Source organism: [Clostridium] symbiosum, assembly GCA_036419695.1.
Taxonomy (GTDB): Bacteria; Bacillota; Clostridia; order Lachnospirales; family Lachnospiraceae; genus Otoolea; species Otoolea symbiosa_A.
Genome location: CP143946.1, coordinates 2,770,878 through 2,793,726 on the forward strand (window position 1 = coordinate 2,770,878; position 22,849 = coordinate 2,793,726).

17 protein-coding genes are annotated in these 22,849 nt (G+C 51.5%); 4 read left to right on the forward strand and 13 right to left on the reverse strand.

What is annotated here, in order from left to right:
• Positions 1-15: 15 nt before the first annotated feature.
• From pknB to V3C10_12820, 11 genes are all read right to left on the reverse strand, one after another.
• On the reverse strand, positions 16-2,145 hold the full coding sequence (gene pknB / locus V3C10_12770) for a Stk1 family PASTA domain-containing Ser/Thr kinase (protein WVP60192.1): 2,130 nt from the start codon (positions 2,143-2,145) through the stop codon (positions 16-18).
• The gene (locus V3C10_12775; GenBank protein WVP60193.1) at positions 2,142-2,888 is read right to left on the reverse strand and encodes a Stp1/IreP family PP2C-type Ser/Thr phosphatase; all 747 of its coding nucleotides are present in this window, start codon (positions 2,886-2,888) and stop codon (positions 2,142-2,144) included. The genes pknB and V3C10_12775 overlap by 4 nt, the downstream gene beginning before the upstream one ends.
• Complete coding sequence (gene rlmN, locus V3C10_12780; protein ID WVP60194.1) at positions 2,885-3,937, reverse strand: 23S rRNA (adenine(2503)-C(2))-methyltransferase RlmN; 1,053 nt, start codon at positions 3,935-3,937, stop codon at positions 2,885-2,887. Before rlmN ends, V3C10_12775 begins: the two co-directional genes overlap by 4 nt.
• 4 nt (positions 3,938-3,941) lie before the next feature.
• Complete coding sequence (gene rsmB / locus V3C10_12785) at positions 3,942-5,276, reverse strand: 16S rRNA (cytosine(967)-C(5))-methyltransferase RsmB (GenBank protein WVP60195.1); 1,335 nt, start codon at positions 5,274-5,276, stop codon at positions 3,942-3,944.
• Positions 5,266-5,985, reverse strand: coding sequence for a zinc metallopeptidase (locus V3C10_12790; protein ID WVP60196.1), 720 nt, complete (start codon positions 5,983-5,985; stop codon positions 5,266-5,268). The genes rsmB and V3C10_12790 overlap by 11 nt, the downstream gene beginning before the upstream one ends.
• A 65-nt stretch (positions 5,986-6,050) precedes the next feature.
• On the reverse strand, positions 6,051-7,001 hold the full coding sequence (gene fmt, locus V3C10_12795) for a methionyl-tRNA formyltransferase (protein WVP60197.1): 951 nt from the start codon (positions 6,999-7,001) through the stop codon (positions 6,051-6,053).
• 2 nt (positions 7,002-7,003) lie between these two features.
• Entirely contained in the window at positions 7,004-7,483 is a 480-nt protein-coding gene (def, locus tag V3C10_12800) for a peptide deformylase (GenBank protein WVP60198.1), read from the reverse strand.
• Positions 7,484-7,529: 46 nt separating this feature from the next.
• Positions 7,530-9,761 carry a primosomal protein N' gene (gene priA / locus V3C10_12805; protein WVP60199.1) on the reverse strand — a complete coding sequence of 744 codons (2,232 nt, stop codon included), beginning with the start codon at positions 9,759-9,761 and terminating at the stop codon, positions 7,530-7,532.
• Positions 9,758-11,143 carry a UDP-N-acetylmuramoyl-tripeptide--D-alanyl-D-alanine ligase gene (gene murF, locus V3C10_12810; protein ID WVP60200.1) on the reverse strand — a complete coding sequence of 462 codons (1,386 nt, stop codon included), beginning with the start codon at positions 11,141-11,143 and terminating at the stop codon, positions 9,758-9,760. The genes priA and murF overlap by 4 nt, the downstream gene beginning before the upstream one ends.
• Before the next feature lie 23 nt (positions 11,144-11,166).
• Positions 11,167-12,636 (reverse strand): UDP-N-acetylmuramoyl-L-alanyl-D-glutamate--2,6-diaminopimelate ligase, encoded by a 1,470-nt coding sequence (locus V3C10_12815; GenBank protein ID WVP60201.1) that lies wholly within the window; start codon positions 12,634-12,636, stop codon positions 11,167-11,169.
• Between the two features lie 78 nt (positions 12,637-12,714).
• Positions 12,715-15,801: a DNA translocase FtsK 4TM domain-containing protein gene (locus tag V3C10_12820; protein WVP60202.1), complete on the reverse strand. Its 3,087-nt coding sequence runs from the start codon at positions 15,799-15,801 to the stop codon at positions 12,715-12,717.
• Positions 15,802-15,947: 146 nt separating this feature from the next.
• On the opposite strand from V3C10_12820, the gene V3C10_12825 reads away from it, so the two are divergent.
• A complete protein-coding gene (locus V3C10_12825) occupies positions 15,948-16,073 on the forward strand; it encodes a hypothetical protein (GenBank protein WVP60203.1) in 126 nt (41 codons plus the stop codon).
• Positions 16,074-16,618: 545 nt separating this feature from the next.
• On the opposite strand, the gene V3C10_12830 is transcribed toward V3C10_12825, so the two are convergent.
• Complete coding sequence (locus V3C10_12830) at positions 16,619-17,416, reverse strand: ATP-dependent Clp protease proteolytic subunit (GenBank protein WVP60204.1); 798 nt, start codon at positions 17,414-17,416, stop codon at positions 16,619-16,621.
• 217 nt (positions 17,417-17,633) lie between these two features.
• On the opposite strand from V3C10_12830, the gene citC reads away from it, so the two are divergent.
• From citC to V3C10_12845, 3 genes are all read left to right on the forward strand, one after another.
• Positions 17,634-18,707 (forward strand): [citrate (pro-3S)-lyase] ligase, encoded by a 1,074-nt coding sequence (gene citC, locus V3C10_12835; GenBank protein WVP60205.1) that lies wholly within the window; start codon positions 17,634-17,636, stop codon positions 18,705-18,707.
• Between the two features lie 188 nt (positions 18,708-18,895).
• Entirely contained in the window at positions 18,896-19,738 is an 843-nt protein-coding gene (locus tag V3C10_12840) for a tyrosine-type recombinase/integrase (protein WVP60206.1), read from the forward strand.
• 482 nt (positions 19,739-20,220) lie between these two features.
• The gene (locus V3C10_12845; protein ID WVP60207.1) at positions 20,221-20,445 is read left to right on the forward strand and encodes a hypothetical protein; all 225 of its coding nucleotides are present in this window, start codon (positions 20,221-20,223) and stop codon (positions 20,443-20,445) included.
• Between the two features lie 89 nt (positions 20,446-20,534).
• On the opposite strand, the gene V3C10_12850 is transcribed toward V3C10_12845, so the two are convergent.
• On the reverse strand, positions 20,535-22,814 hold the full coding sequence (locus tag V3C10_12850) for a hydratase (protein ID WVP60208.1): 2,280 nt from the start codon (positions 22,812-22,814) through the stop codon (positions 20,535-20,537).
• Between the last annotated feature and the right edge of the window lie 35 nt (positions 22,815-22,849).

Below are 22,849 nucleotides of genomic sequence, written 5' to 3' on the forward strand. Positions count from 1 at the left end.
TCGTCTCATTTACCCTTATTCATCCACTTCCAGAAATTCCAGAGGATAGGACTTCAGTACTTTGTCGTTGCTCAGGTCCTGGATCTGAAGCTCTCCGGTAAGAACCCCCGGCTCACCCGGAATCCTGTAATGGACGGGAATCGTGATATTGCCGCCCATTGTCCTCGGAGGCATAAGTTCATTTACAACCTGCCTTCCGTCCACTTCCTGTATCGCTACAATCCGGACCTGAATCTGCATATCGCCTGAACTGGGACCGAACAGATCCTTCAGCGGAAAATCATCGTTAATCACGGCCACATACTGTTTTCCCTTGCCCGTGCTGACCGTGTAACCAACGGCCGTTCCCTGTGGAGTATCGGTCGGGGCCAGAATATCCTGGCTGATAATCATGCCTTTGGCCACATCCTCACTCTTTTCTTCCTTTCGTTCTCCAAGTGTCAGGCCAATTGCCTCGAGGGCTGTTTTGGCATCCTCTTCCGACATTCCCGTGATTTCAATCATCGGAACAAGAGGGATGGCCGGACCGGAACTTACAAAGAGCTTCACCGTCGAACCCGGCTCCGCTTTTTCAGGTTCGAAACGCAGCACCTTGCCCTTTTCGATCGTTTCACTCGGTTCATCCTGCAGTTCCACAAGTAACTTCTGGGCTTCCAGCGCCTGTTTGGCCTCTTCCCCGGTCATTTCCGTCAGTCCCATCTTCGTCAGGTCCACCCTGCCGCTTCCGAGTCCGACCGTAACAACGATCTCAGACTGTTTTGAGACAATGGTTCCCGCCAGGACGCTCTGGTTGATAACAAGACCCTCTTTCTCATCTTCCGAGTCGTCGTATTCGTATCTTATTTTCAGGAATGCGTCCTTCAACGCCGTCTCCGCCTGTTCCGCACTCAATCCGAGAAGCTGCGGCACCTTACATTCCGTACTGTTGAGCGTTTCTTCCGTCTGAACCGATGATTCCGTGCTCTTATCCGGATTCTTCCCGGAACCCAGGTTAAAAATTCCTCCCAGTCTTGCAAAGATGACGAGAACCACGGCCACGATAATGACTGCGGCAATAATTCCGATCGTGGTCATTATTTTTTCGATCTGAGGGTTTACATCGTCCGAAGGATCTTTTTTCTTTTTCCTGGCCGGAGGGGCTGCCGGAGTTCTGGGTTCCCTTCTTATGACGGGAACATCGATTCCATCATCCCATCCTTCCCCATGGTTTGTCGAAGTATTGCGGCGCTGTGTATCACGTACATATTCCACTTCTCCCTGATCACGGATCACCGTCGGAGATGATTCGTCCAGCTGCGGTTCCGGTTTCAGGTATTCATCCTCCGGATCCACCAGTGCGTGGCGCAGATCGGCAATCAGTTCATACGCATCCTGATAACGCCGCTCCGGCTTCTTAGCCGTACATTTTAAAATAATGCGCTCCAGGCTTGGGGTGACATCGCGGTTTAAACGGCTTGGGGGCGGCACCGGCTCCTCTAAATGGGCCAGCGCAATCGTCACCGTATTGTCCCCGTCAAACGGCACCTGTCCCGTCACCATCTCGTACATCGTGATTCCCAGCGAATAGAGATCGCTTCTGGCGTCACTGTAGCCGCCCTTGGCCTGCTCGGGCGAAATATAGTGCACGGAGCCCACGGCATTGGAACCGATGGTCTGGGAAGACACGGCCCTTGCAATTCCGAAATCGGCAACCTTGACCTTGCCGTCGCGCGAAATAATCATATTCTGCGGCTTAATGTCACGGTGGACAATATGCTGGTCGTGGGCGGCCGCAATACCCTGGGCCACCTGGATCGCGATGCCGATCGTCTCCTTGACCCCCAGATGGTTCTTTTTAAGAATATAACTCTTAAGCGTAATTCCCTCTATCAGCTCCATCACAATATAATGGAGATCACCCTCATCCACAACGTCATAGACGCTTACAATGTTGGGGTGGGAAAGACCGGCGGCTGCCTGGGCCTCCATCTTGAACTTACTGACAAAATTAGAATCCTGGCTGAATTCCTCCTTCAGTAACTTTATAGCAACAAGGCGGTTCAGTTTATGGCACTTGGCCTGATAAACTTCCGACATACCGCCCACGCCAATCATGGCGAGTATCTCATATCTGTCCTGTAAATAACTTCCCGGCTGCAGCATCATAATGGATTCACCTCGCTTATCTGGGGATCCGCAAGGATGACGGCTATGTTATCCCTGCCCCCGTTCTGATTCGCCAGCGCAACGAGAGCCCTGGCTTTCATCTGAAGTGAACCCGGCAAAAGCACCAGACGGAATATGGCTGAATTGTCAACCATGTTTGTCAGTCCGTCCGAACACAGCAGAATATAATCGCCCGGCTTTAATGGAACTTCGAAAAAGTCCACATCGACTTTCCTGCCGATACCCACGGCCCTGGTGATAATATTCTTTTTTTCCTTATATTCACTGCTGCCTCTGTCCATCTGTCCCATGGAGACCATCTCCTCCACAAAGGAATGATCCCTGGTAATCTGGCTGATGCCCTCCCGCTCGATGAGATAAAGCCTGCTGTCACCGACGTTGGCTACGTAGAGGGTGGAATCTTCGATTGTCGCCGCGACAATCGTAGTCCCCATTCCGGCCAGTTCCGTATTTGTGAGAGCCTGTTCATACAGTTCCCGGTTTATTTTTGCGATTCCGTTGTTAATGGCAGATACCGCGCTCCCATCGTCACATTCCTTTATGTAAGATACAAGGTGTTCCACCAGATAGCGGGATGCATAGTCCCCCGCTTTATGGCCTCCCATACCATCTGCTACGATAAACAGGTTTGAAAGAGGCCCCACAGATTCTGTGCTGGCAAACTGGTAATCCTGGTTGAGCTGCCGGACACGGCCGACATCTGTCAAGGCGTATGCTTTCATTCTCCCTCTTTCCTTTCGTCGTCTATAAAACTTTTTCTAAGCTGTCCACAGGCGCCGTCAATGTCCTTCCCCATCTCTCTTCTGACCGTAACATTGATGCCGCTTTTTTCCAGCAGGTTCTTAAATGCTTCGATGGCCTGACGGCCGGAACGAACGTAATCTCTCTCTTTTATCGGATTAACCGGTATCAGGTTGACATGGCCATGCTGATCTTTAATCAGACGCACCAGAGCCCTGGCTTCCTCCAGGTTGTCATTTACTCCCTGAACCAGACTGTATTCAAAAGTAAGCCTGCGCCCCGTCTTCTCAAAATAATAGCGGCAGGCATCCATCACCTCGTCCAGGCTGTAGCGTCTGGCAATCGGCATGAGTTCCCTCCTCACCTCATCATTCGGGGCGTGCAGGGAAAGGGCCAGCGTGATCTGCAGGTTTTCCTCCGCCAGTTTCCGGATGCCCGGCACGATGCCGCAGGTGGAAACGGTAATATTTCTCTGGCTGATATTGAGTCCGCCTTCTCCGGAAAGCAGGCAGATAAAGCGGATCAGGTTATCGTAATTGTCCATCGGTTCGCCCGAACCCATCACGACGACATTGGAAACACGCTCCCCCGTATCCCGCTGGATGCGGTAGATCTGTTCCAGCATTTCGGAGGGGGTTAAGTTCCGTTCCAATCCGTCCAGGGTGGAGGCGCAGAAACGGCAGCCCATCCGGCAGCCGACCTGGGAAGAGATGCAGACAGAGTTTCCGTGTTTATATCTCATCAGGACGCTCTCAATTACATTGCCGTCATTCAGCTCGAACAGGTATTTTCTCGTATCGTCTATTTTCGAAATCTTCACGCACACCGTCTTCAGGGTGGTATAGGTGCAGTTTTCCCTCAGTTTTTCGCGCAGCTCCTTTGAAAGGTTGGTCATCTCATCAAAAGAAGCCGCCAGTTTTTCATGCATCCACTGGTAGAGCTGGCCTGCGCGGAATGGTTTTTCTCCCATCTCCCGCAGTAAATCCTTAAGCTCCGGAAGCGTCAGCGACTTAATATCTGTTTTTTCCATATTACTACTGTTTTCTCCTCATGACTGCGATAAAGAAACCGTCACAGGGGTGCACTCCGGGCAGAAACTGGATATACCCGGACTCCATGGTCGGTTCCGCAAGTTCTTCTCCCAGACGTCCTTTTATATTCACCGGTTCAAAGGGAAACTGTTCCATAAACCAGCGCATATTCTCTTCATTCTCTTCTCTGTTGACCGTACATGTGCTGTAGACCAGCGTACCTCCCGGTTTTACATACCGGTAAACGACGGAAAGAATCTCCCTCTGAAGGCAGGCCAGCTCATGCAGCTTCCCGGGAGTCATATTGTATTTGATGTCGGGTTTCCTGCCTATGATTCCAAGGCCGGAACACGGAAGATCGGCTATTACGACATCGGCGGCCTCCTCGGACGCTTTGTCAAACGTGAGTGCGTCAAAGACGGCGGCCCTCACATTGCCAAGGCCGCTTCTTGCGATATTCTCCTCTATCATGGCTGCTTTCGCATCGCTGATATCCCGGATTTCCACCATGCCGGTGCCGTTCAGGATATCGGCGGCGTGGAGGCCTTTTCCGCCCGGCGCACCGCACACGTCGATCACGTAATCGCCTTCCTTAATCCCGGCGGCATCCCCCGCCAGGGAGGAGCTCAAATCCTGGATCTGAAGCAGTCCCTGCCTGAACGCATCCAGGCTCTCCAGATAGTCCACACCGCCAAGGCAGATGACATCGGAAGCATACCGGCTGTCCTCCGCCGTGACTCCCTGCGCCGTCAAGGACTCGATAATCTGCTGTTTACCGGCCTTATTAAGACAGCATCTGGCCGTCAGGGGACGCTCCGTGAGAAGACTTTCAAGCATCACCTTCAGTGTTTCCTCACCGTACGACTTTTTCCACATGGCAAGCAGCCATTCCGGAACGGAATACCGGACGGAGTCATTCGGGAATTTCAGCTCCGCTTTCCCTCTGGATATGCTTCGGAGCACTCCGTTTACAAAGCCCTTTAAGCCTGAAAAGCCGCGCTTCTCAGCCAGCTTTACCGCCTCATTGCAGGCGGCCGAATCCGGCACACGGTCCATATGGCAGATCTGGTATACAGACATCCTGAGGATCGTGCGGATCACCGGTTTCATTTTATTTACCTTTACTTTAGAATATGAATTTATAATATAATCAATCTGAATCAGGTACTCCACCGTACCGTCCACAACCCTTTTAATGAAGGAACGGTCCTGCTTCTCCAGATACTGGTACTTCGTGAGTGCCTGTGAAAGAATCACATGGCTGTATTTCCCCTTTTCCAGCACTTCCAGCAGTATATCCAGGATAATCTCCCTGAGAGCCGGTTCTTTAACGGTCATCTCTTCTTCCTCCAAACAGGATTAACAGACGCAGAAGCTGTAAAATAGAGCCTGCGGCTGCCGCTACATAGGTGAGCGCGGCTGCGCCCAGTACATTTTTCGTATATCCGACCTCTTCCCCGGAAAGGATCCCCGTCTCATCGAGAAGCTTTACGGCGCGCGAGGACGCGTTGAATTCCACGGGAAGCGTTACAAGCTGAAATAAAACACAGAGCGTAAACAGAAGGATGCCGATCTGCACCAGCGGGGAACCTGCGCCTCCAATGAAAATCCCCAGGATAATCATCGGCCAGGAAAGCTGGGTGCCGATGTTCACAACCGGAACAATGGCTCCTCTGACCTTTAAGGGAACATATTCCGTATTGTCCTGGATTGCATGGCCGCACTCATGGGCCGCCACGCCGATTGCCGCAACCGATGCCGAATCATAGACCGATTCAGACAGGTTTACCGTCTTGCTCCTCGGATCATAGTGGTCCGTCAGACTGCCGGCCACCTTTCGCACCTGCACGTCGTATATTCCCTGGGAATTTAAAAGACGTTTGACCGTCTCGGCGCCGGTCATCCCGGTCATGCTTCTGACCCTGGAATATTTCGCATAGGTGCTCTGTACTTTGGATGAAGCGATCATCGAAAGCACAACACCAATTAAAACAAGTATCATTGTCGGATCAAACAGGTTATAATATCCGTATCCATAACCGTACATAAAAAACTCCTTTCATCACTCGATTCCTATCAGGCGTTTTTCATACTTATCCCGGAAGACAATTATTATTCTCCCAGAACTGTCCCCTCTTTCACCGGATACCCGCGCAGAAATGCGCCCGTATCCATCCTCTTTTTGCCTTCCAGCTGAAGTTCATTAATCTTCAGGCAGCCTTTTCCCGTTTTTATAAGAAAACTGTTCTTCAAAACGCCGACAATCTGCCCGTTTACGGCTTCCGGCGTTGCTTTTGCATCATCACAGGGAACTACCTCTGCATCCCAGAACTTTAACGTCTTTCCCTCATAGGAGGTGTAGGCGCTCGGCCAGGGATTCAGGCCCCGGATCAGGCGCTCGATGGCCTCCGCTTCCATATCCCAGTTTATTTTACCAAGTGCCTTGTCAAGCATTCCCGCATAGCAGGCGCCCTCTTCCGGCTGTCTGGTCCTTAAAAGCGTCCCGTTCTCCGCCTTTTCGAGGGTGGAGAGAATTAATTCCCCGCCCGCGGTGCTGAGCCGGTCAAACAGGCTTCCTCCGGTTTCCTTCGCATCCAGAGTCACAACGGTTCTCTCGAGCATATCGCCGGTATCCAGTCCCACATCCATCATCATCGTGGTGACGCCCGATTCACGGTCGCCGTTGATTACGGCCCATTGAATCGGCGCAGAGCCCCGGTACTTCGGAAGCAGAGACGCATGGACGTTGATACAGCCGTATTTCGGGAGATTCAGGATTCTCTCGGGAAGGATCTGGCCAAAAGCGGTCACCACAATCGCATCGGGAGCAATCTCCTCAAGGATGTGGAAAAATTCTTCGTCCTTCTTGATCCTGGACGGCTGGTAGACAGGTATCCCATGTTCCAGCGCCTTCTCCTTCACAGGAGTCATGAGCACTGCTTTTCCCCTGCCCTTCGGCTTGTCGGGCTGGGTTACAACGGCTTCCACCCGGTGTCCTCCCCTGATCAGCGCCTCCAGTGTCGGGACGGCAAAATCAGGCGTACCCATAAATACAATTCTCATTCTTAATCCTCTTCCTCTTCCATCATCACATCTTCCAGTTTGCCTTCCACAAGGCTTACATAGAGCTGCCCCTTCAGATGGTCGCATTCATGGCAGATTGCCCTTGCAAGAAGTCCTTCACCCTCCAGCTCAAACTCTTCCATTTTTGCATTTAAGGCTTTTACCTTTACTTTTTCCGGTCTTGTGACGATACCCGTCTTGCCCGGTACGCTCAGACAGCCTTCCGAACCGGTCTGGCTGCCTTCCGTCTCCGTAATCTCCGGGTTAATCAGCACATACTGATTGCCGTCGTCCACATCGATTACGACGATCTGCTTTCTGATTCCCACCTGAGGAGCCGCGAGGCCGACTCCGTTCGCCTCGTACATCGTCTCAAACATATCTTCTATTAACTCAGCGGTATGCTCCGTCATCTCCTTAACAGGTTTACACTCTTTTTCGAGGACTTCGTCCCCCATGGTTCTGATTGATCTGATTGCCATTTCTCATTCCCTCTCTGTAAATATGGTTCTTTTTCTTAAAATCAGGCTATGACACATCAAACTGAAGTGACAGTGTTTTGAACTTCTCATCCCCTGCCGCCAATGTTTCGATATTACACCTGATTTTATCAAGTATATCACAATTTTTACTCTTTATATATAAAATTTTTCTGTATATATCATTAACTTTGTATACGGGAGCCCTGACGGGGCCTATGATTTGGACTTCTTTTTCCGTGTATCCCATGGCCTCCACCGCGGCCAGGGCAAGGCCCGAGCAAAGTTCCAGCTGTCTTTCACTGTTCGCCGAAAAGAGCACGGCCTGCATGAAACAGGCAGGCGGATAACTCATCATCCTGCGGTAAACCATCTCCTGCCGGTAAAATTCTTCATAATTCTGTTCCGCCGCCGTGACAATGGCATAATGCTCCGGCTGGTAAGTCTGAATCACTACATTTCCGGAAAGGCTGCCTCTTCCGGCCCGGCCCGCCGCCTGGGTTAAAAGCTGGAACGTCCTCTCACTGCAGCGGTAATCCGGCGTATTCAGGGACAGGTCGGCCGCCATAATTCCGACCAGGGTCACATTGCCGAAATCATGGCCCTTTACGATCATCTGCGTGCCGATCAGGATATCCGCCTCGTGTGCGGAAAACGCGGCCAGAATCTCTTCATGGCCTCCCTTGCGTGCCGTCGTATCGGCGTCCATCCTGAGAATCCTGGCCTGCGGAAAGGCGTTCTGCGTCAGTTCCTGGAGCTTTTGCGTACCCGCGCCGAAACCGGCTATATAGGGTGAGCCGCAGGACGGGCAGAGCTTCATCAGGGGCACCGAATAGCCGCAGTAATGGCAGACAAGACGGTTGTTCTTATGGAGTGTGAGCGATACGTCGCAGTGAGGGCATTTAACAGCCTCACCACAGGAACGGCAGGAAATGAAGTTGGAATATCCCCTTCTGTTGATAAAAAGCATGATCTGCTCTTTTTTCATCAGCCTGTCCTCTATCAGCTGTGCAAGCCTCCTGCTGAACATGCTCTTATTCCCCTCGGTCATCTCCTTCCGCAAATCGACGACGTCCACCTGTGAAAGGGCGCTGCCGCTCACCGCCCTGTTTTTGAGGGCCAGGAGCCTGTATTCGCCGCTCACCGCCCTGGTATAAGCCTCCATGGACGGCGTGGCCGACCCGAGCACCAGGCTGGCGCTACACAGTTCAGCCCTCTTCTGCGCCACGTCCCTGGCATGGTAACGCGGCATGGTTTCACTCTTATAGGCGCCCTCATGCTCCTCGTCTATGATAATCAGCCCCAGATCCTGAAATGGGGTGAACAGCGCAGAACGGGGTCCTATCATCACCGAGACCTCTCCCTTTGCCGCGCGTTCCCACTGGTCGTAGCGCTCGCCTGCCGAAAGCCTGGAATTGATAATTGCAATCCGATCCCCAAAACGGCTGTAAAAGCGCATGACGGTCTGGTAGGTCAGCGCAATCTCCGGTATCAAAAGGATTACCTGCCTGCCCTGGTTTAATACATGATCCATCAGCTCCATGTAAACTTCCGTCTTTCCGCTGCCCGTAATTCCATAAAGAAGATAGGTGTTCCGAAGTCCTGCATCGTACTCCGTAAGGAACCGCCCGGCCGCCGCCTTCTGTTCTTCATTCAAGCTGGCCGCGGCGCCGGTGTGGGTCAGGGATTTGAAGGGAGTCCTGTATACCTCCCTCTTTAAAATCTCCACCTGTCCCTTTTCGAGCATCGGCTTTAACGTAGCAGCCGTGATCTGGAGCTGGGCTTCCGCCACCTCCGAAGGAATCACGGGCGTCTCGGCAAGCGCTTTCAACAGCCGGAGCCTGGCCTTATAATTCTTTTTCTCCGCCTCGGCTATGGCATCCCGAAGCTCCTCTTTTTCAAGCAGGCAGCGGATGCTCTTCTTCTCCTTCGGCTTCATCTTCTGCTTGACCGGAAGGACCGTTTTAAGCGCCTGGTTCATCGTGGAACCGTATGTCTTACGCATCCACCATGCAAGCTGAATTAGCTGGGACTGGACCGATATACTCCCGGTCACAACCCCAGCTATCTCTTTCATCCGTTCCGTATCAAATTCAGGCGTGTTGCTTAAGCCTACCACGAACCCGTTACGGGCCGCGTTCCCATTGCCGAAGGGCACCTTAACGCGCACCCCCACATAGATTTCTCCCGCCAATTCTTCCGGTATCCTGTACTGAAACGTACGGTCTACCTTCTCATGGGATATATCAATAATTATATCGGCATAGGTGTATTTTGTCATTCAATCGTTCCTCTCCGGATAAAGTGTGCAGCCGTCTCCCCCAGCTTCATGCTGTTGGAACCTTTGAAAAGCACGGCGTCGCCTTCCAGAAGAAGTGTTTCAAGATACTGCGTCATCTCTTCCTTCTGCGCCTCTTTAAAGACTGCGGTTTTGATTTTCCCTTCCGCACCTTTTGCAATCTCCTCTGCCAGTTCCCCGTAAACCACTACTTCATCCACCGGCTGTCCCGTCAGGAAGGTTCCGATTTCGCGGTGGAACAGGGGAGCGTTTTCCCCCAGCTCTTTCATATCGGCCAGGACGGCAATTCTTCTCCTGCAGTCCGCAAGCGATGCCAGGACACGGATTCCCGCCTTCATGGAATCGGGACTTGCATTGTAGGTATCATCGATCACCGTGATGCCTCCGGTTACATAGATCTGCTGGCGGTTTTTGAAGCCGCCGAATTCCCTGAGCGACTCCGCCGCATCTTTTAAGGGCACGCCATAGTGATCCGCCACTGCCAGAGCAGCCAGTGCGTTCAATATGTTGTGCTCCCCCATCACTTCCAGCCTTACCGGCAGCACCGTGTCCCCATGGACCATATCAAAGGAGGGGCGGCCATTGTCAAAGGCAATGTTTACGGCACGGTAACCGCAGTTTTCCCCCAGCCCGTAATAGACCGTACTGCAGCCTTCTTTGGCCTTCACATTCTGAAGCAAATCGTTGTCTCCGTTCAAAAACAGGGTTCCGCCTGCATTCATTCCATCCTGGATATGAAGCTTTTCTTTCAGGATATTCTCCCTGGAACCGAGATTTTCAATATGTGTTACGCCGATGTTGGTAATCACGGCCGTATCCACACGGGCGATATCCGCTATCACTTCCATCTCCCCCGGTTCGCTCATCCCCAGCTCCAAAACGCCGATTCCATCTTCGTTTGAAATTTCGGATATTGTAATCGGGACTCCCACCTGGCTGTTATGGTTGGCAGGCGTCTTAAAGGTCCTGTAACCCGCCGAAAGCGCCGCCGCAACCATCTCCCTGGTCGTGGTCTTCCCCACACTTCCGGTAATGCCGACAAGAGGCAGCGTGAGACGCTCCCTGATATACCTGCCGATATCCTGAAGGGCTTTCTTCGTATCCTCCACCCGGATGAGCGCCCCTGTGATTTTCTCCGGCGCCTCATCGTGCTCCGAGGTCAGTGAAGCCGCCGCGCCGTTTTCAAAGGCCTGCTTTAAAAAACCGTGTGCATCCGCCTTTTCACCGATCAGGGGCACAAAAAGATCCGCTCCTTTCATGCTTCTGGAATCAATGCTTATATGTTTTAACGGCGTTTCATCACTGCCGCAGAGGAGACGGCCGTTTACCGCCTCCACAATCTCTTTTACCCTGATATTTTCCATTGTCTGAATGCTCCATATCTCTTCTATTCTAACATCCCAAGCTTTTTGACGGCTTCCTCCACCACGGTCCTGTCTAAGAACGGATGCCTTACGCCCTCGATTTCCTGGTAATTCTCATGTCCTTTACCGATTATCGCGATGATATCTCCGTCTTCTGCGTGAGACAGGCTGTATTCGATGGCTTCCCGCCGGTCTGGAATCTCGATGAACTTTCCCGTCGTCCTGGCAAGGCCTGTTTTAATATCCGTGAGGATGTCTTCCACCTTCTCAAAACGTGAATTGTCCGCCGTAATAATCGAAAGATCCGCCAGTTTTCCGCCGATTTCTCCCATGGAATACCTTCTGTCCTTCGCCCGGTTCCCGCCGCAGCCGAAGACAACGACGAGGCGCCTGGGGTTGTAGTCCCTGAGGGTCCTTAAAAGGCTCTCCATGCTGACCGCATTGTGGGCGTAATCGACGATCACCGTGCACTTTGCCGATTTGTAGACAATCTCCATCCGGCCGTCCACCTGCATGTGTTCCATGGCGTGAGCCACCTTATCCGCCGGTAACCCCAGATAACTGCACACTCCTGCGGCAGCCATCGCATTATAAACATTGAAAAGTCCCGGGACATTCACCCGGAGTTCGATGTTGTACTCCCCGGTCATCTTAAAATCAAGGCCGACGAAATTGTCTTCCCTTATGTACTTCACATCCCCGGCCCGGAAGTCCGCGTCGTGCTCCATTGAAAATGTCTTAATCTCCGCTTTAGAGCCCTCGATGATATCACTGTAATGTCCGTCGTCCCGGTTCACGAGGCATAGGCGGCTGTTCTGCAGAAGCTGTTTTTTATAGTAAAGATATTCCTCAAAACTGGCATGCTCATTCGGTCCGATATGATCGTTGGAAATATTGAGGAAGATGGAATAGTCGAAAAAGATTCCATCCACCCGGTGCATCAGATAGCTCTGGGAGGAGACTTCCATCACCATGTAGCGGCAGCCCTGTTCCACCATCTTTGCAAAATACTGCTGCAGGAGATAGGATTCCGGGGTGGTATTCATGGTCTGGTAATGTTCCTCCCCGATAATCGCCCCATTGGTACCTATCAGGCCGGTTTTTTCCCCCGCCGCCTCCAGGATCGCTTTTATCATATAAGTCGATGTGGTCTTTCCTTTTGTTCCTGTCACGCCTATCGTCGTCATCTTTCTGGCCGGGTATCCAAAACGGGCGGCCGAAAGCAGGGAAAGGGCATTCCTTCCGTTTTCAACCTTTAAAACCGTGATATCGGAAGGCACTTCCACCGCCTCCTCCGTCACCAGAACCCTGGTTCCCTTTGCAATGACGTCCGGGATAAATTTGTGGGAATCCACATTCGCTCCCCGCATGCAGATAAACACCGAATGCTCCACGGCCTTCCTGGAGTCGTAGACCACCTCGTTTACCTCTTCGTCCAGTTTTCCCTGCAGAAGCTCATATTTCATCTCACTAAGCCATTCTCTAAGTTTCATTGTAGTTCCTCCTGATTTATCATACGCATTTCAGGGCAAAACAATCACTTCCATGCGTCAATTACCCGCCGTACCCTGTTATTCACTCATCATATTCTCGAACTGTTCCATGGTCATCAGGACTTTTCTGGGCTTTGTGCCCTCCTCTTCCCCGACAACGCCTGCGTCGGCTAACTGATCCATGATTCTGGCGGCCCTGTTGAAACCGATCTTGAACATTCTCTGCAGCATTCCGATAGATGCCTTGTCTTTCTCAATAATAAACCGGCCCGCCTGGACAAAATAGGCATCCCGGTCACTGCCTCCGGAAGGACCGTCACTGAAGGACGCGGTGCTGATTTTGGACTCCACCTCGGGATTATAATCTGCCGTCATTCCCTGCTCCGTCAGGAATTCAACGACGCGCGATACCTCCTGATCCGAGACAAAGGCGCCCTGCACACGCTGCGGTTTCTGGTAACCGGAAGGATAAAAGAGCATATCTCCCTTTCCAAGCAGCTTCTCCGCACCGTTCATATCGATAATTGTCCTGGAATCCACGCCCGATGATACGGAGAATGCGATTCTGGACGGAATATTAGCCTTAATGAGACCCGTAATGACATTGACAGACGGCCTCTGGGTGGCAATAACAAGATGGATGCCTGCGGCGCGGGCCAGCTGGGCCAGACGGCAGATGGAATCCTCCACCTCACCCGGGGCTACCATCATAAGATCCGCAAGCTCGTCCACGATAATGACAATCTGTGGAAGCTTCTCCGGCTTCTTATCATCGTCAACATCTGCAATGGACTCTACCTTTTCGTTGTAGCCTTTTAAATCCCTGACATTGTATTTGGCAAATTTATTATAGCGGTCCGTCATCTCCGCCACGGCCCAGTTCAGGGCGCCGGACGCCTTCTTCGGATCGGTTACAACCGGAATCAGAAGATGCGGGATTCCGTTGTATACGCTGAGTTCCACGACTTTCGGGTCAATCATGATAAGCTTGACCTCGTCGGGTTTTGCTTTGTAAATCATACTCATAATGAGCGTATTGATACACACCGATTTACCGGAACCGGTGGCGCCGGCAATCAGAAGATGGGGCATCTTCGCAATATCGGTCACAACCACCTGTCCCGCGATATCCTTGCCGACGGCGAACGCCATCCGGGAACCGTGACGTTTAAAGTCCTCCGACTCCAGCAGATCGCGGAGCAGGACCACGTTATTTTCCTTATTGGGAACCTCGATGCCTACGGCCGCTTTTCCGGGGATCGGAGCCTCGATACGGATATCCGCGGCTGCCAGGTTGAGCTTGATGTCATCCGAGAGCGCGACAATCTTGCTGACCTTCACGCCCTGTTCCGGGTGAAGCTCATACCTTGTTACGGACGGACCGCAGCTGATATTGGTAACCGTAACGCCGACGCCGAAATTCTGCAGTGTCTGCTGCAGCTTGATGGCCGTCTCCTTATACTCTTTTTCGGAAAATCCTCCGTTGTTCTTTGTTCCCTTTTTCAGTAAATCCAGCGGAGGAACCTTGTATTCCTTCTTGACGACCTTATCGGCCTCGGCTCTTTTTTCAATCTGTTCATTGACGCTCAATTCGTCCTCGGGCCGGGCTTTTTTCTCCGCCCTCTTCTTCTCCATGGTCTTGCGGACCATCTCCGTATCCGTCTCGATCACCTTGCCCGATGACGTGACAACGGTCTTAGGCTCCTCCGGGATATAGAAACTGTCATAATTAAGCCCTTCGTCTTCCGGTGCGCCTGCGTCCGTATCTTCGTAAATTTCATCTTCTATGTAGTTTGCCTCCGCGCTTCCGTACGGCTCGGTTCCTTCATATTCATCATAGAAACGGTTCACCTGTTCCGAATCGTCAAAATGCTCCGGCTCGGGAGACGGCTCCACATAAGATTCCGTATAGTAGCCCTCCGGATCCTCTCCACCGTCCCAGGGGATTTCCTCCTCCGCATAATCGGACGTGTTCACGGCTGTAAAACCGGGGTGCCTGCCGCCTATCTCGCGCTCCTCACCGGAAAATTCTTCAAAGGTCCTGGTATCGCGCCTTACATAGATGTTCTTAAGGATATCATCCGTCTCCTCGCTGCCCCTGTCCCTCTTTCTGCCTTCCTTCTTGATGTCCGAAGCGGGGGCCGGTTTTTCATCGCCCTCAGCGTTTCTCCACTCCGATTCGGCTGCTTCTTCCTCTTCATCCGTTTCAGCGGCATAATGGGGCATGGCAATGCTTCCACGGAAAATATCGGCCGGATTTCCGGGCCGTTTCATATTCTCCCCGCCGCTCACCGTCTGCTTTGCCGGGATATCCGCTTCCATATCCATGGCCGTATCGTCGGCGGCCAGCAGGGTTCCCTCCGGTATACCGGCCGCAAATTCACGCATCAGCGGAGCGTCATTTAAGTTGGTGGCGTCCAAATCCACACCGCGCACGCGCTGTTCTTCCCTCATGCGCCTCTTCTCTTCCCTGCGCTCTTCATGGATTTCACGTCTCCTGCTCATATCTTCCCTGGCATATTCATAGGCTCGTCCGCTGCCCTTTTTCACAAGGCTTACCAGGGACTTCTCCGTAATGCACACGGCGCCCAGAATCAAAGCGACGATCAGGACAAGATAGGTGCCCACCTTTCCAAGGGCCGGACAGAGCATCAGCACAAGCGCTCCGCCCGCAAATCCGCCGCCATCGCCGCTGGTTCCCGACTGGACATAGTACTGCCCCAGTTTCCAGCCCTCTTTCAGCCCGCCGCCAAATGTCATCTGATCCAGGCCGCAGAGTGCAAGGAGCACGATAACTACGGCTCCCATTTTCAAAAACGCCCTGTAATTTCCCCTGTTAGACATATAAAAACAGGTGCCCAAAAAGAGGAGTACCGGCGCCGCGTAACCCATGCTCCCGAACACTCCCAGCATCACCTTGCGGAAAAAATCGCCCACTGCGCCGCAAAGGCCAAAGTTACTCAAAAACAAAAGCACCGATACTGCAAATGAAACAATAATCGCCACTTCCGTTCCCATAAAATTATTCTCTTCAACGGCCGGAGCCGCCTTTTTTCTACCAGTGCCTGAACGCTTTGTGTTCGTCGTACCCGCCTGCTTCTTCCTGCTGCCTGTATCCTGTTTCTTCCTGCTCGTGCCTGCCACTGTATCTAAGCCTCCAAACATATTTTCTATCTTCTACTTAGCATAGTATACAAAAGTTTGAGTAAAAAAGCAACGCGGTAGCTCATTTTTTTCTCGGCATGAGGAGGGGGAGTTGAGATGTGAGGACGCCTCTGTAAGACGGCGGACGGGGTGGTGGGAGGTTGTGTATGAGTCTTCAGTCCCGGTTTATAGGTTGTGGTGAAGGGGAATCCAGGAGAAAAAATTCTTACGGGGACTCGCTCCCGCTTGTGGAGCGCACAGCGGATGCTAAGACGTCAAAGAACGCCGTCTAAGCACCGGCGGGCTCCAATGTCCCCTTCGGAAAGTTTTCTCCTTCCTTCCCCGGGCAGGTTGTCGACGGGACTGAAGACTCAGCGAAGGGTATTGCCCCGTCCGCCGTCTTCAGGGGCTGATTGTCTCTTTTGTCAAGTTCGGAGGAGGTATTGTCGCTACCACTATGTAGTTGAGATACTTTTAAAGTCTGACAGTATCTCAGGTTAAATCAAAAGCTGGATTCTCCGAGCAAAGAATTTAGGATAAATCAGCGGCCGCAGGCCGGGGTTCGGGATGGCGGAAACCTTCGCATCTTCAGTCCCGGGGCATAATCTGCCTGTGGGGGAGGAGGGAGAAAAAGATTCCGGAGGGAACCTGGGAGTCCATCGGCACTTACCGAGGTCTTTTCGAGGTTAGTGTCCGCTATGTACTCCAAAGAGCGCAAGCGTTTCCCGCAGGAATCTTTTTCTGCCCGGATTCCCCACCCGCGACAACCCTCATCCCGGGACTGAAGATTCATAATCTCACCTCACCATCCCGCCCCCCAGCCGTCCCGGCGGCGTTCTCATTTTTCAGCTACCAAACTATTCAGCTTTTTCAACGCCTCACGGATTCCGCCCACCTCGTTGATAAGCCCCTCTTTCACAGCATCCGCTCCAACCAGGACAGTACCAAGATCTTTCGTCAGCATCTCCGTATTTAGCATCAGACGCCTGAGCTGGTCATAGGCGATTCCAGAATGGCTGGAGACAAAGTTTAAAATCCGATCCTGGATCATTTCAAAGTAGTCGTATGTCTGCACCGCTCCTATCACGGTTCCCGACATCCTGACCGGGTGTATCATCATGGTTCCGGTGGGAACGATAAATGAATAGTCCGTGGCCACCGCCAGGGGAACGCCGATGGAGTGGCTGTCGCCAATCACAAGTGAAACCGTCGGCTTGCTGAGGGAAGCGATCATCTCGGCGAGCGCCAGGCCGCAGCTAACATCCCCTCCCACCGTATTGATGAGAACAAGAACGCCGTCCACTTCTGCGCTGTCCTCTATTTCGGCAAGCTTGGGCAGGATATGCTCGTATTTTGTGGTCTTTGTATTGCCGGACAGATTTTCATGTCCCTCTATCTCTCCAATGACGGATATCAAGTGGAAATGGGCGCCGTCCTTACTGTCTTCCAGAAGGACCTGGCCGGTTTCCCGGATCCGCTCCTCCCTGGCCGCTTCATTTTTGATTTTCTGCTGTTCTACTTCCGGCTCGTTGCCGTCTGATCCTGCATTTTTTTCCGTATTTTCCACACCGTTTTTCCGGGCGCTGTTTTTCTTCTCATAATCAACTGTTTCATCGTCAAACTCTCGTATCAGCATCACAGGCCTCCTCAATTAGAAATTCTTTAACTCCTATTTCCTGTTATTCTGTGTTTTTAGCTGGTAAAATATACGTAACTGTTCGGAAAGCAGCATCAAAAAAATCATACATCCTTATTTTTCTTGTTGGCGCGGTCAAAATCCGTTATAATAGAAGCTGTTGTTATGTCATTTAAGGCGCAAAACGATTTATTGAATGAACGAAACGGAGAATTATATGTCAGAATATCACTTAAGCCGCATTTTTTATAACGATCGCCGGGAAATGAAAAAGCTGGACGCCCTCCTCGCAAAGGAAGGGATTGAGCGCGATGCCAACCTTCACTATACCATTGGGCTGTATGATGACGATTACCATCTTGCCGCAACCGGTTCCTGCTTTGCCAACACGCTGCGCTGTATGGCCGTGGATTCCTCCCATCAGGGCGAGGGACTTTTAAACCAGATTGTCAGCCATCTGATCCAGTATGAATTCGAACAGAACATCACGAGCCTGTTCCTCTATACTAAATATGATAAAGCTCTTTTCTTCCGCGATCTCGGATTCTATGAAATCGCCCGGGCGGACGGGAAGGTGGTTTTCATGGAAAACCGCGGAAACGGATTTTCCTCCTATCTGGATAACCTGAAAAAGGAGACGGCGGCTCAGCTTGAAGCGCTCTCCCCTGCCGGAAACCTTCCCGTCGGAGCGGTCGTGATGAACGCCAATCCCTTTACCCTGGGACACCTTCATCTGCTTGCCACCGCGGCCGCCGCATGCAGTCTGCTCCACGTATTTGTCGTCTCGGAGGACGCCTCCCTGGTGCCCTTTGACGTGCGCTTCCGGCTTGTGAAAGAGGGCAGCTCCCATTTGAAAAATCTGGTCTTTCATCAGACGGGCAGCTATCTGATCTCAAACGCCACCTTCCCCTCCTATTTCCTGAAGGAGAAAGACGTTGTAATACGGACACATGCCAAGCTGGACACCGCCATCTTCGGCAGAATTTCACAGACGCTTGGAATTACCGTCCGCTATGTCGGGGAAGAGCCGTCGAGCCAGGTCACGGGAATTTATAATGAAATCATGGCGGCCGATCTGCCTGCTTCCGGCGTCGCCTGCCGCATCATACCGCGAAAGACGGCCGGTCCGGAAATCATCAGCGCGTCCACCGTGCGTGAGCGGATCCACAGCGGAGATACCGAATCCATACGCGGCCTCGTCCCGGAAACCACCCTGAATTATTTTCTCTCAGACGAGGCGGCGGACGTGGTGGAAAAAATCCGTCAAAGCGGCGAGGTGCGCCATTACTAGAGCATGTTTGAAAATTACTTTCCGTCAACTGTGCCCCCAACTGTTATCCGCCGGATGAACCTAATTGATTGTGCGGCAAAACGTATGGGAATGCCCAGTAATTTCCAGCGGCTTTTTCCTCAAAAAGGTGAAAATATACTCCATATAGTGATAATATAATCAGCAGAACAAATTATATGGAGGAAAAAATGGAAAACTATTACCCAACCCCGGAAATGCTTGAACAGTTTGCCGGGCATCTGGCACAGGAAGAAAAAAGTGTGCATACCGTCGAGAAATACATGAGGGATATCCGGAAATTCATCGGCTTCCTCGGAGACAGGGAAATCACCAAGGAACTGGCCATCGGTTATAAGAAAACCCTGGCGGAGCAGTATGCCGCGAGCAGCGTCAACTCCATGCTGGCCTCCTTTAACCAGTTTATGGAGTTTGCCGGGTGGCGCCAGTTTAAGGTCAGGCAGATAAAGGTCCAGCGCCGTCTGTACTGTCCCGAGGAGAAGGAACTGACGAAAGAAGAATATTACCGGCTCGTGAGGGCGGCCGGGGAGCTGAATAAAGACCGTCTCAGCCTCATTATCCAGACCATCTGCAGCACTGGAATCCGGGTCAGCGAGCTTGTCTTCATCACGGTGAACTCCGTACAGAGCGGAATTGCCAATGTGGAATGTAAGGGGAAAAGCCGTCAGGTCTTTCTGCCACAGAAGCTGAGAATACTGCTCCGGAAATACGTCAGGCAGAAATCCATCCGGCGCGGTCCCGTATTTGTCACGAGAGAAGGAAAACCCGTTAACCGGAGTAATGTCTGGAAGGAAATGAAGGATTTATGCCGCCATGCCAATGTGTCCGGCATGAAAGTATTTCCCCATAATTTGAGGCATCTCTTCGCCAGGACTTATTATAAAATGGAAAAAGATATCTCCAAACTGGCGGATCTGCTGGGACACAGCAGCATCAATACGACCAGGATTTATATTATCACATCGGGAAATGAACACAGACGGCAGATTGAACGGATGAGACTGATCTTGTGAGGTTTAACGGTAAAAGAATTAAAACAACATAATGTGAATTATGTAGTAGTACATAGCCAAAAAACAAACCGGTTTTTATTTAACCTTAAAAAAGAGAATCCATCCTGCCAAAACAGAGTTTAAACAGAATTTCTAATGTTTTATCTTACTATCTACTGACTCGTACATCGGTCTGAAACAGAAAAATTTCTTCGCAGAAATATAGGAATTTCCATATTATCCCATTATATCACAATTTATCTGAATTAAAAGTTACAAAGTCCGAACGTTTATCCCTGTTATCCTCTTAAACTCTTAATTATTTTTTTATAAACGCCCTTATTCGTAATAAAGCCAATGGAATTTAATCGGCAAAAGTACTTTTTCTGCTCTTTCCTTCACTGTCCCAAACATGATTCGTAACATAATTCACATTATGTTGTACATCATCGGACGGAATCCAAATTCAGCCTGTTAAAGGGCTATATCGAGGGAGGTATCACTTGAATATTATAATTGAGGATTTTGGAGGAGAAAAGGGACGAAAAATCCGAATCAGTGACGGTTCGGCAAACCAGTTGGAAAATGGGGCAGATGCAGGCGCAGTTTCGGATGGAAGCCAAAGAATCGAATATATGAATGCGCACCGGGCGGTTTTTCATGCCCGGCAGTGGATTGAAGAGGAGCAAAAAGCAAGGGAAACAGGGATTTCGGATCCTATACCATAAAAATCCCCTGCATTTGCCGTTTTTACATGCAAATGCAGGGGATTTTCATGGCGAGACCATTGTCTCCCGATCTTTATCTTTTTAATGCACTATCTGCTCCTGTTATAATTGATCAGACATCCGGCCTTTACAATCTCTCTCTCCTCGGGCGTCATATCGGCAATGTGAAGACGGATTTCATCCGCGCTTTCCCGGATCACATAGCCCCTGATGTCTTTTAAATCGCCGTCCAACTGTTGCCTGATTCCCGGGATATAAATATAGTCGCCAACTTCAAACTCCGGTTCCCTGTCCATCAGGAATGGAATCATACCCCAGTTCATGACGTTGGAACGGTAGCGTTTTGTTGCATACTCTTTTGCAATATTGGCAAGCCCGCCAAGTACTCTCTGGCAGCTGGCCGCCTGTTCCCTCGCGGAGCCGTCTCCCGGCTTAACCGCATAAATCATGCTGCCAATCTCAGTCTTTAATGGGTCGGCCTCCTCATTTCCCGCAATTGTGCGGATCACCTCATAGACACGCTCAAGTTCTTTTTCACCTTCCGCCGGATTTTTCCCCGATACCCTGATTTTCTCGATGGCATTCGTCTCTTTGGCGCGGGCCACATACTGCGGATCTCTCCTGCTCAATGTAAACTCCGCAAGCCCCAGCGGGTTGGAACGGTAGGAAGAAGTCTCCCCCGACGGAATCAGCTCATCCGTTGTCGTAACCTCATCCATAATTTTGGAGCAGACCTTCAGAAGGATATTGTCCGTCAGCGGGCTCATCTCGGGCCATGCCTTGATGTTCGGGCCGCAGACCAGCTCCTCCTTCTCCTCCGCCTTTTGATAGCCGAAGAAAACCCTGTTTTTATATACCGTGCCGTCAAATTCATAGGCAGGAATCTCTCCCCAGCAGTCCATGGTTTCGGCCGATGTGAGAACACCGCCGTTTGCCGCCGTGGCTGCGATCGAACGGGCATCCATCAGGGCAACGCCCGCCATCTGGCCGGCACCCGGTTTGGAACCTTCGCGGTTCGGGAAATTTCTGGTGGTATGGCGGATGCTGAGGCCGTTGTTCGCCGGCGTATCACCCGCTCCAAAGCACGGGCCGCAGAATGCGGTGCGGATGATGGCCCCCGCCTCCATCAGTTCACGGACGGCATCCTTCCTTACCAGATCGATAAATACCGGCTGGGAAGACGGATATACGGAAAGGGTAAACTCTCCGTTTCCGCAGGTCCTTCCGCGGAGGGCATGGGCCGCCTCAATCACATTCGTATAATTTCCGCCTGCACAGCCCGCGATGACTCCCTGCTGTACATGCAGTTTTCCATCTATAATCTTATCCGTCAGGCTCAGGGAACCTTCGCGTCCCGCAATCCGATCCGCTTCTTTCTCCACCTCTGCAAGAATATCGGGCAGATTCCGGTTCAGCTCATCGATCTCATAGGTATTGCTCGGGTGGAACGGAAGGGCAATCATCGGCTTCACCGTGCTCAGATCCACATAGACAACGCCGTCATAATAGGCTGCCTCTCCCGGATTCAGCTCCCTGTAATCCTCCTCCCTGCCGTGGAGTTTCAGGAACCGCCTCGTATCGTCGTCCGTTCTCCAGATGGAGGTGAGGCAGGTAGTCTCCGTTGTCATTACATCAATGCCGTTGCGGTAGTCCGTGTCCATGGAGGAAACGCCCGGTCCGACAAATTCCATCACCTTATTTTTTACATATCCGTTCTTAAATACTGCTCCGATAATCGCCAGGGCAATATCCTGAGGGCCGACGAACGGGGAGGGTTTTCCATCCAGGTATACGGCAACCACCTCGGGACAGGCCACATCATATGTATCGCGCAGAAGCTGCTTCACCAGCTCTCCGCCGCCCTCTCCGATTGCCATCGTTCCCAGGGCTCCGTATCTCGTGTGGCTGTCCGAACCGAGAATCATCTTCCCGCATCCGGCCATCATCTCCCTCATGTACTGATGGATAACGGCAATGTGGGGAGGCACATAGATTCCGCCGTACTTTTTCGCTGCGGAAAGGCCGAACATGTGATCATCCTCGTTGATTGTTCCGCCGACGGCACAGAGGGAATTATGGCAGTTTGTCAGGACATAGGGAAGCGGAAAACGCTCCATTCCCGATGCTCTGGCTGTCTGGATAATTCCTACAAACGTAATGTCGTGGGAAGCCATGGAGTCAAACCGGATCTTCAGGTGATCCATCCCCTCTGATGTGTTATGTGCTTCCAGTATTGAATAGGCAATCGTATGTTTCCTCGCCTCTTCCCTGGAAATCTTTTTTCCGAGTATCTGTTCCGCTTCGGCGCTCTCCGTCACCAGTTTTTCACCGTTTACAAGATACGCCCCGCCCTCATACAGTTTTACCATGTGATACCTCCTGAATTATTGTAATAATAATGGAT

What these genes read in the sequence shown, in the direction of transcription:
- pknB (WVP60192.1), bottom strand. Translation starts at nt 2,145, where the DNA reads ATGATGCTGCAGCCGGGAAGTTATTTACAGGACAGATATGAGATACTC.
- V3C10_12775 (WVP60193.1), bottom strand. Translation starts at nt 2,888, where the DNA reads ATGAAAGCATACGCCTTGACAGATGTCGGCCGTGTCCGGCAGCTCAAC.
- rlmN (WVP60194.1), bottom strand. Translation starts at nt 3,937, where the DNA reads ATGGAAAAAACAGATATTAAGTCGCTGACGCTTCCGGAGCTTAAGGAT.
- rsmB (WVP60195.1), bottom strand. Translation starts at nt 5,276, where the DNA reads ATGACCGTTAAAGAACCGGCTCTCAGGGAGATTATCCTGGATATACTG.
- V3C10_12790 (WVP60196.1), bottom strand. Translation starts at nt 5,985, where the DNA reads ATGTACGGTTATGGATACGGATATTATAACCTGTTTGATCCGACAATG.
- fmt (WVP60197.1), bottom strand. Translation starts at nt 7,001, where the DNA reads ATGAGAATTGTATTTATGGGTACGCCTGATTTTGCCGTCCCGACACTG.
- def (WVP60198.1), bottom strand. Translation starts at nt 7,483, where the DNA reads ATGGCAATCAGATCAATCAGAACCATGGGGGACGAAGTCCTCGAAAAA.
- priA (WVP60199.1), bottom strand. Translation starts at nt 9,761, where the DNA reads ATGACAAAATACACCTATGCCGATATAATTATTGATATATCCCATGAG.
- murF (WVP60200.1), bottom strand. Translation starts at nt 11,143, where the DNA reads ATGGAAAATATCAGGGTAAAAGAGATTGTGGAGGCGGTAAACGGCCGT.
- V3C10_12815 (WVP60201.1), bottom strand. Translation starts at nt 12,636, where the DNA reads ATGAAACTTAGAGAATGGCTTAGTGAGATGAAATATGAGCTTCTGCAG.
- V3C10_12820 (WVP60202.1), bottom strand. Translation starts at nt 15,801, where the DNA reads ATGTTTGGAGGCTTAGATACAGTGGCAGGCACGAGCAGGAAGAAACAG.
- V3C10_12825 (WVP60203.1), top strand. Translation starts at nt 15,948, where the DNA reads ATGAGTCTTCAGTCCCGGTTTATAGGTTGTGGTGAAGGGGAATCCAGG.
- V3C10_12830 (WVP60204.1), bottom strand. Translation starts at nt 17,416, where the DNA reads ATGCTGATACGAGAGTTTGACGATGAAACAGTTGATTATGAGAAGAAA.
- citC (WVP60205.1), top strand. Translation starts at nt 17,634, where the DNA reads ATGTCAGAATATCACTTAAGCCGCATTTTTTATAACGATCGCCGGGAA.
- V3C10_12840 (WVP60206.1), top strand. Translation starts at nt 18,896, where the DNA reads ATGGAAAACTATTACCCAACCCCGGAAATGCTTGAACAGTTTGCCGGG.
- V3C10_12850 (WVP60208.1), bottom strand. Translation starts at nt 22,814, where the DNA reads ATGGTAAAACTGTATGAGGGCGGGGCGTATCTTGTAAACGGTGAAAAA.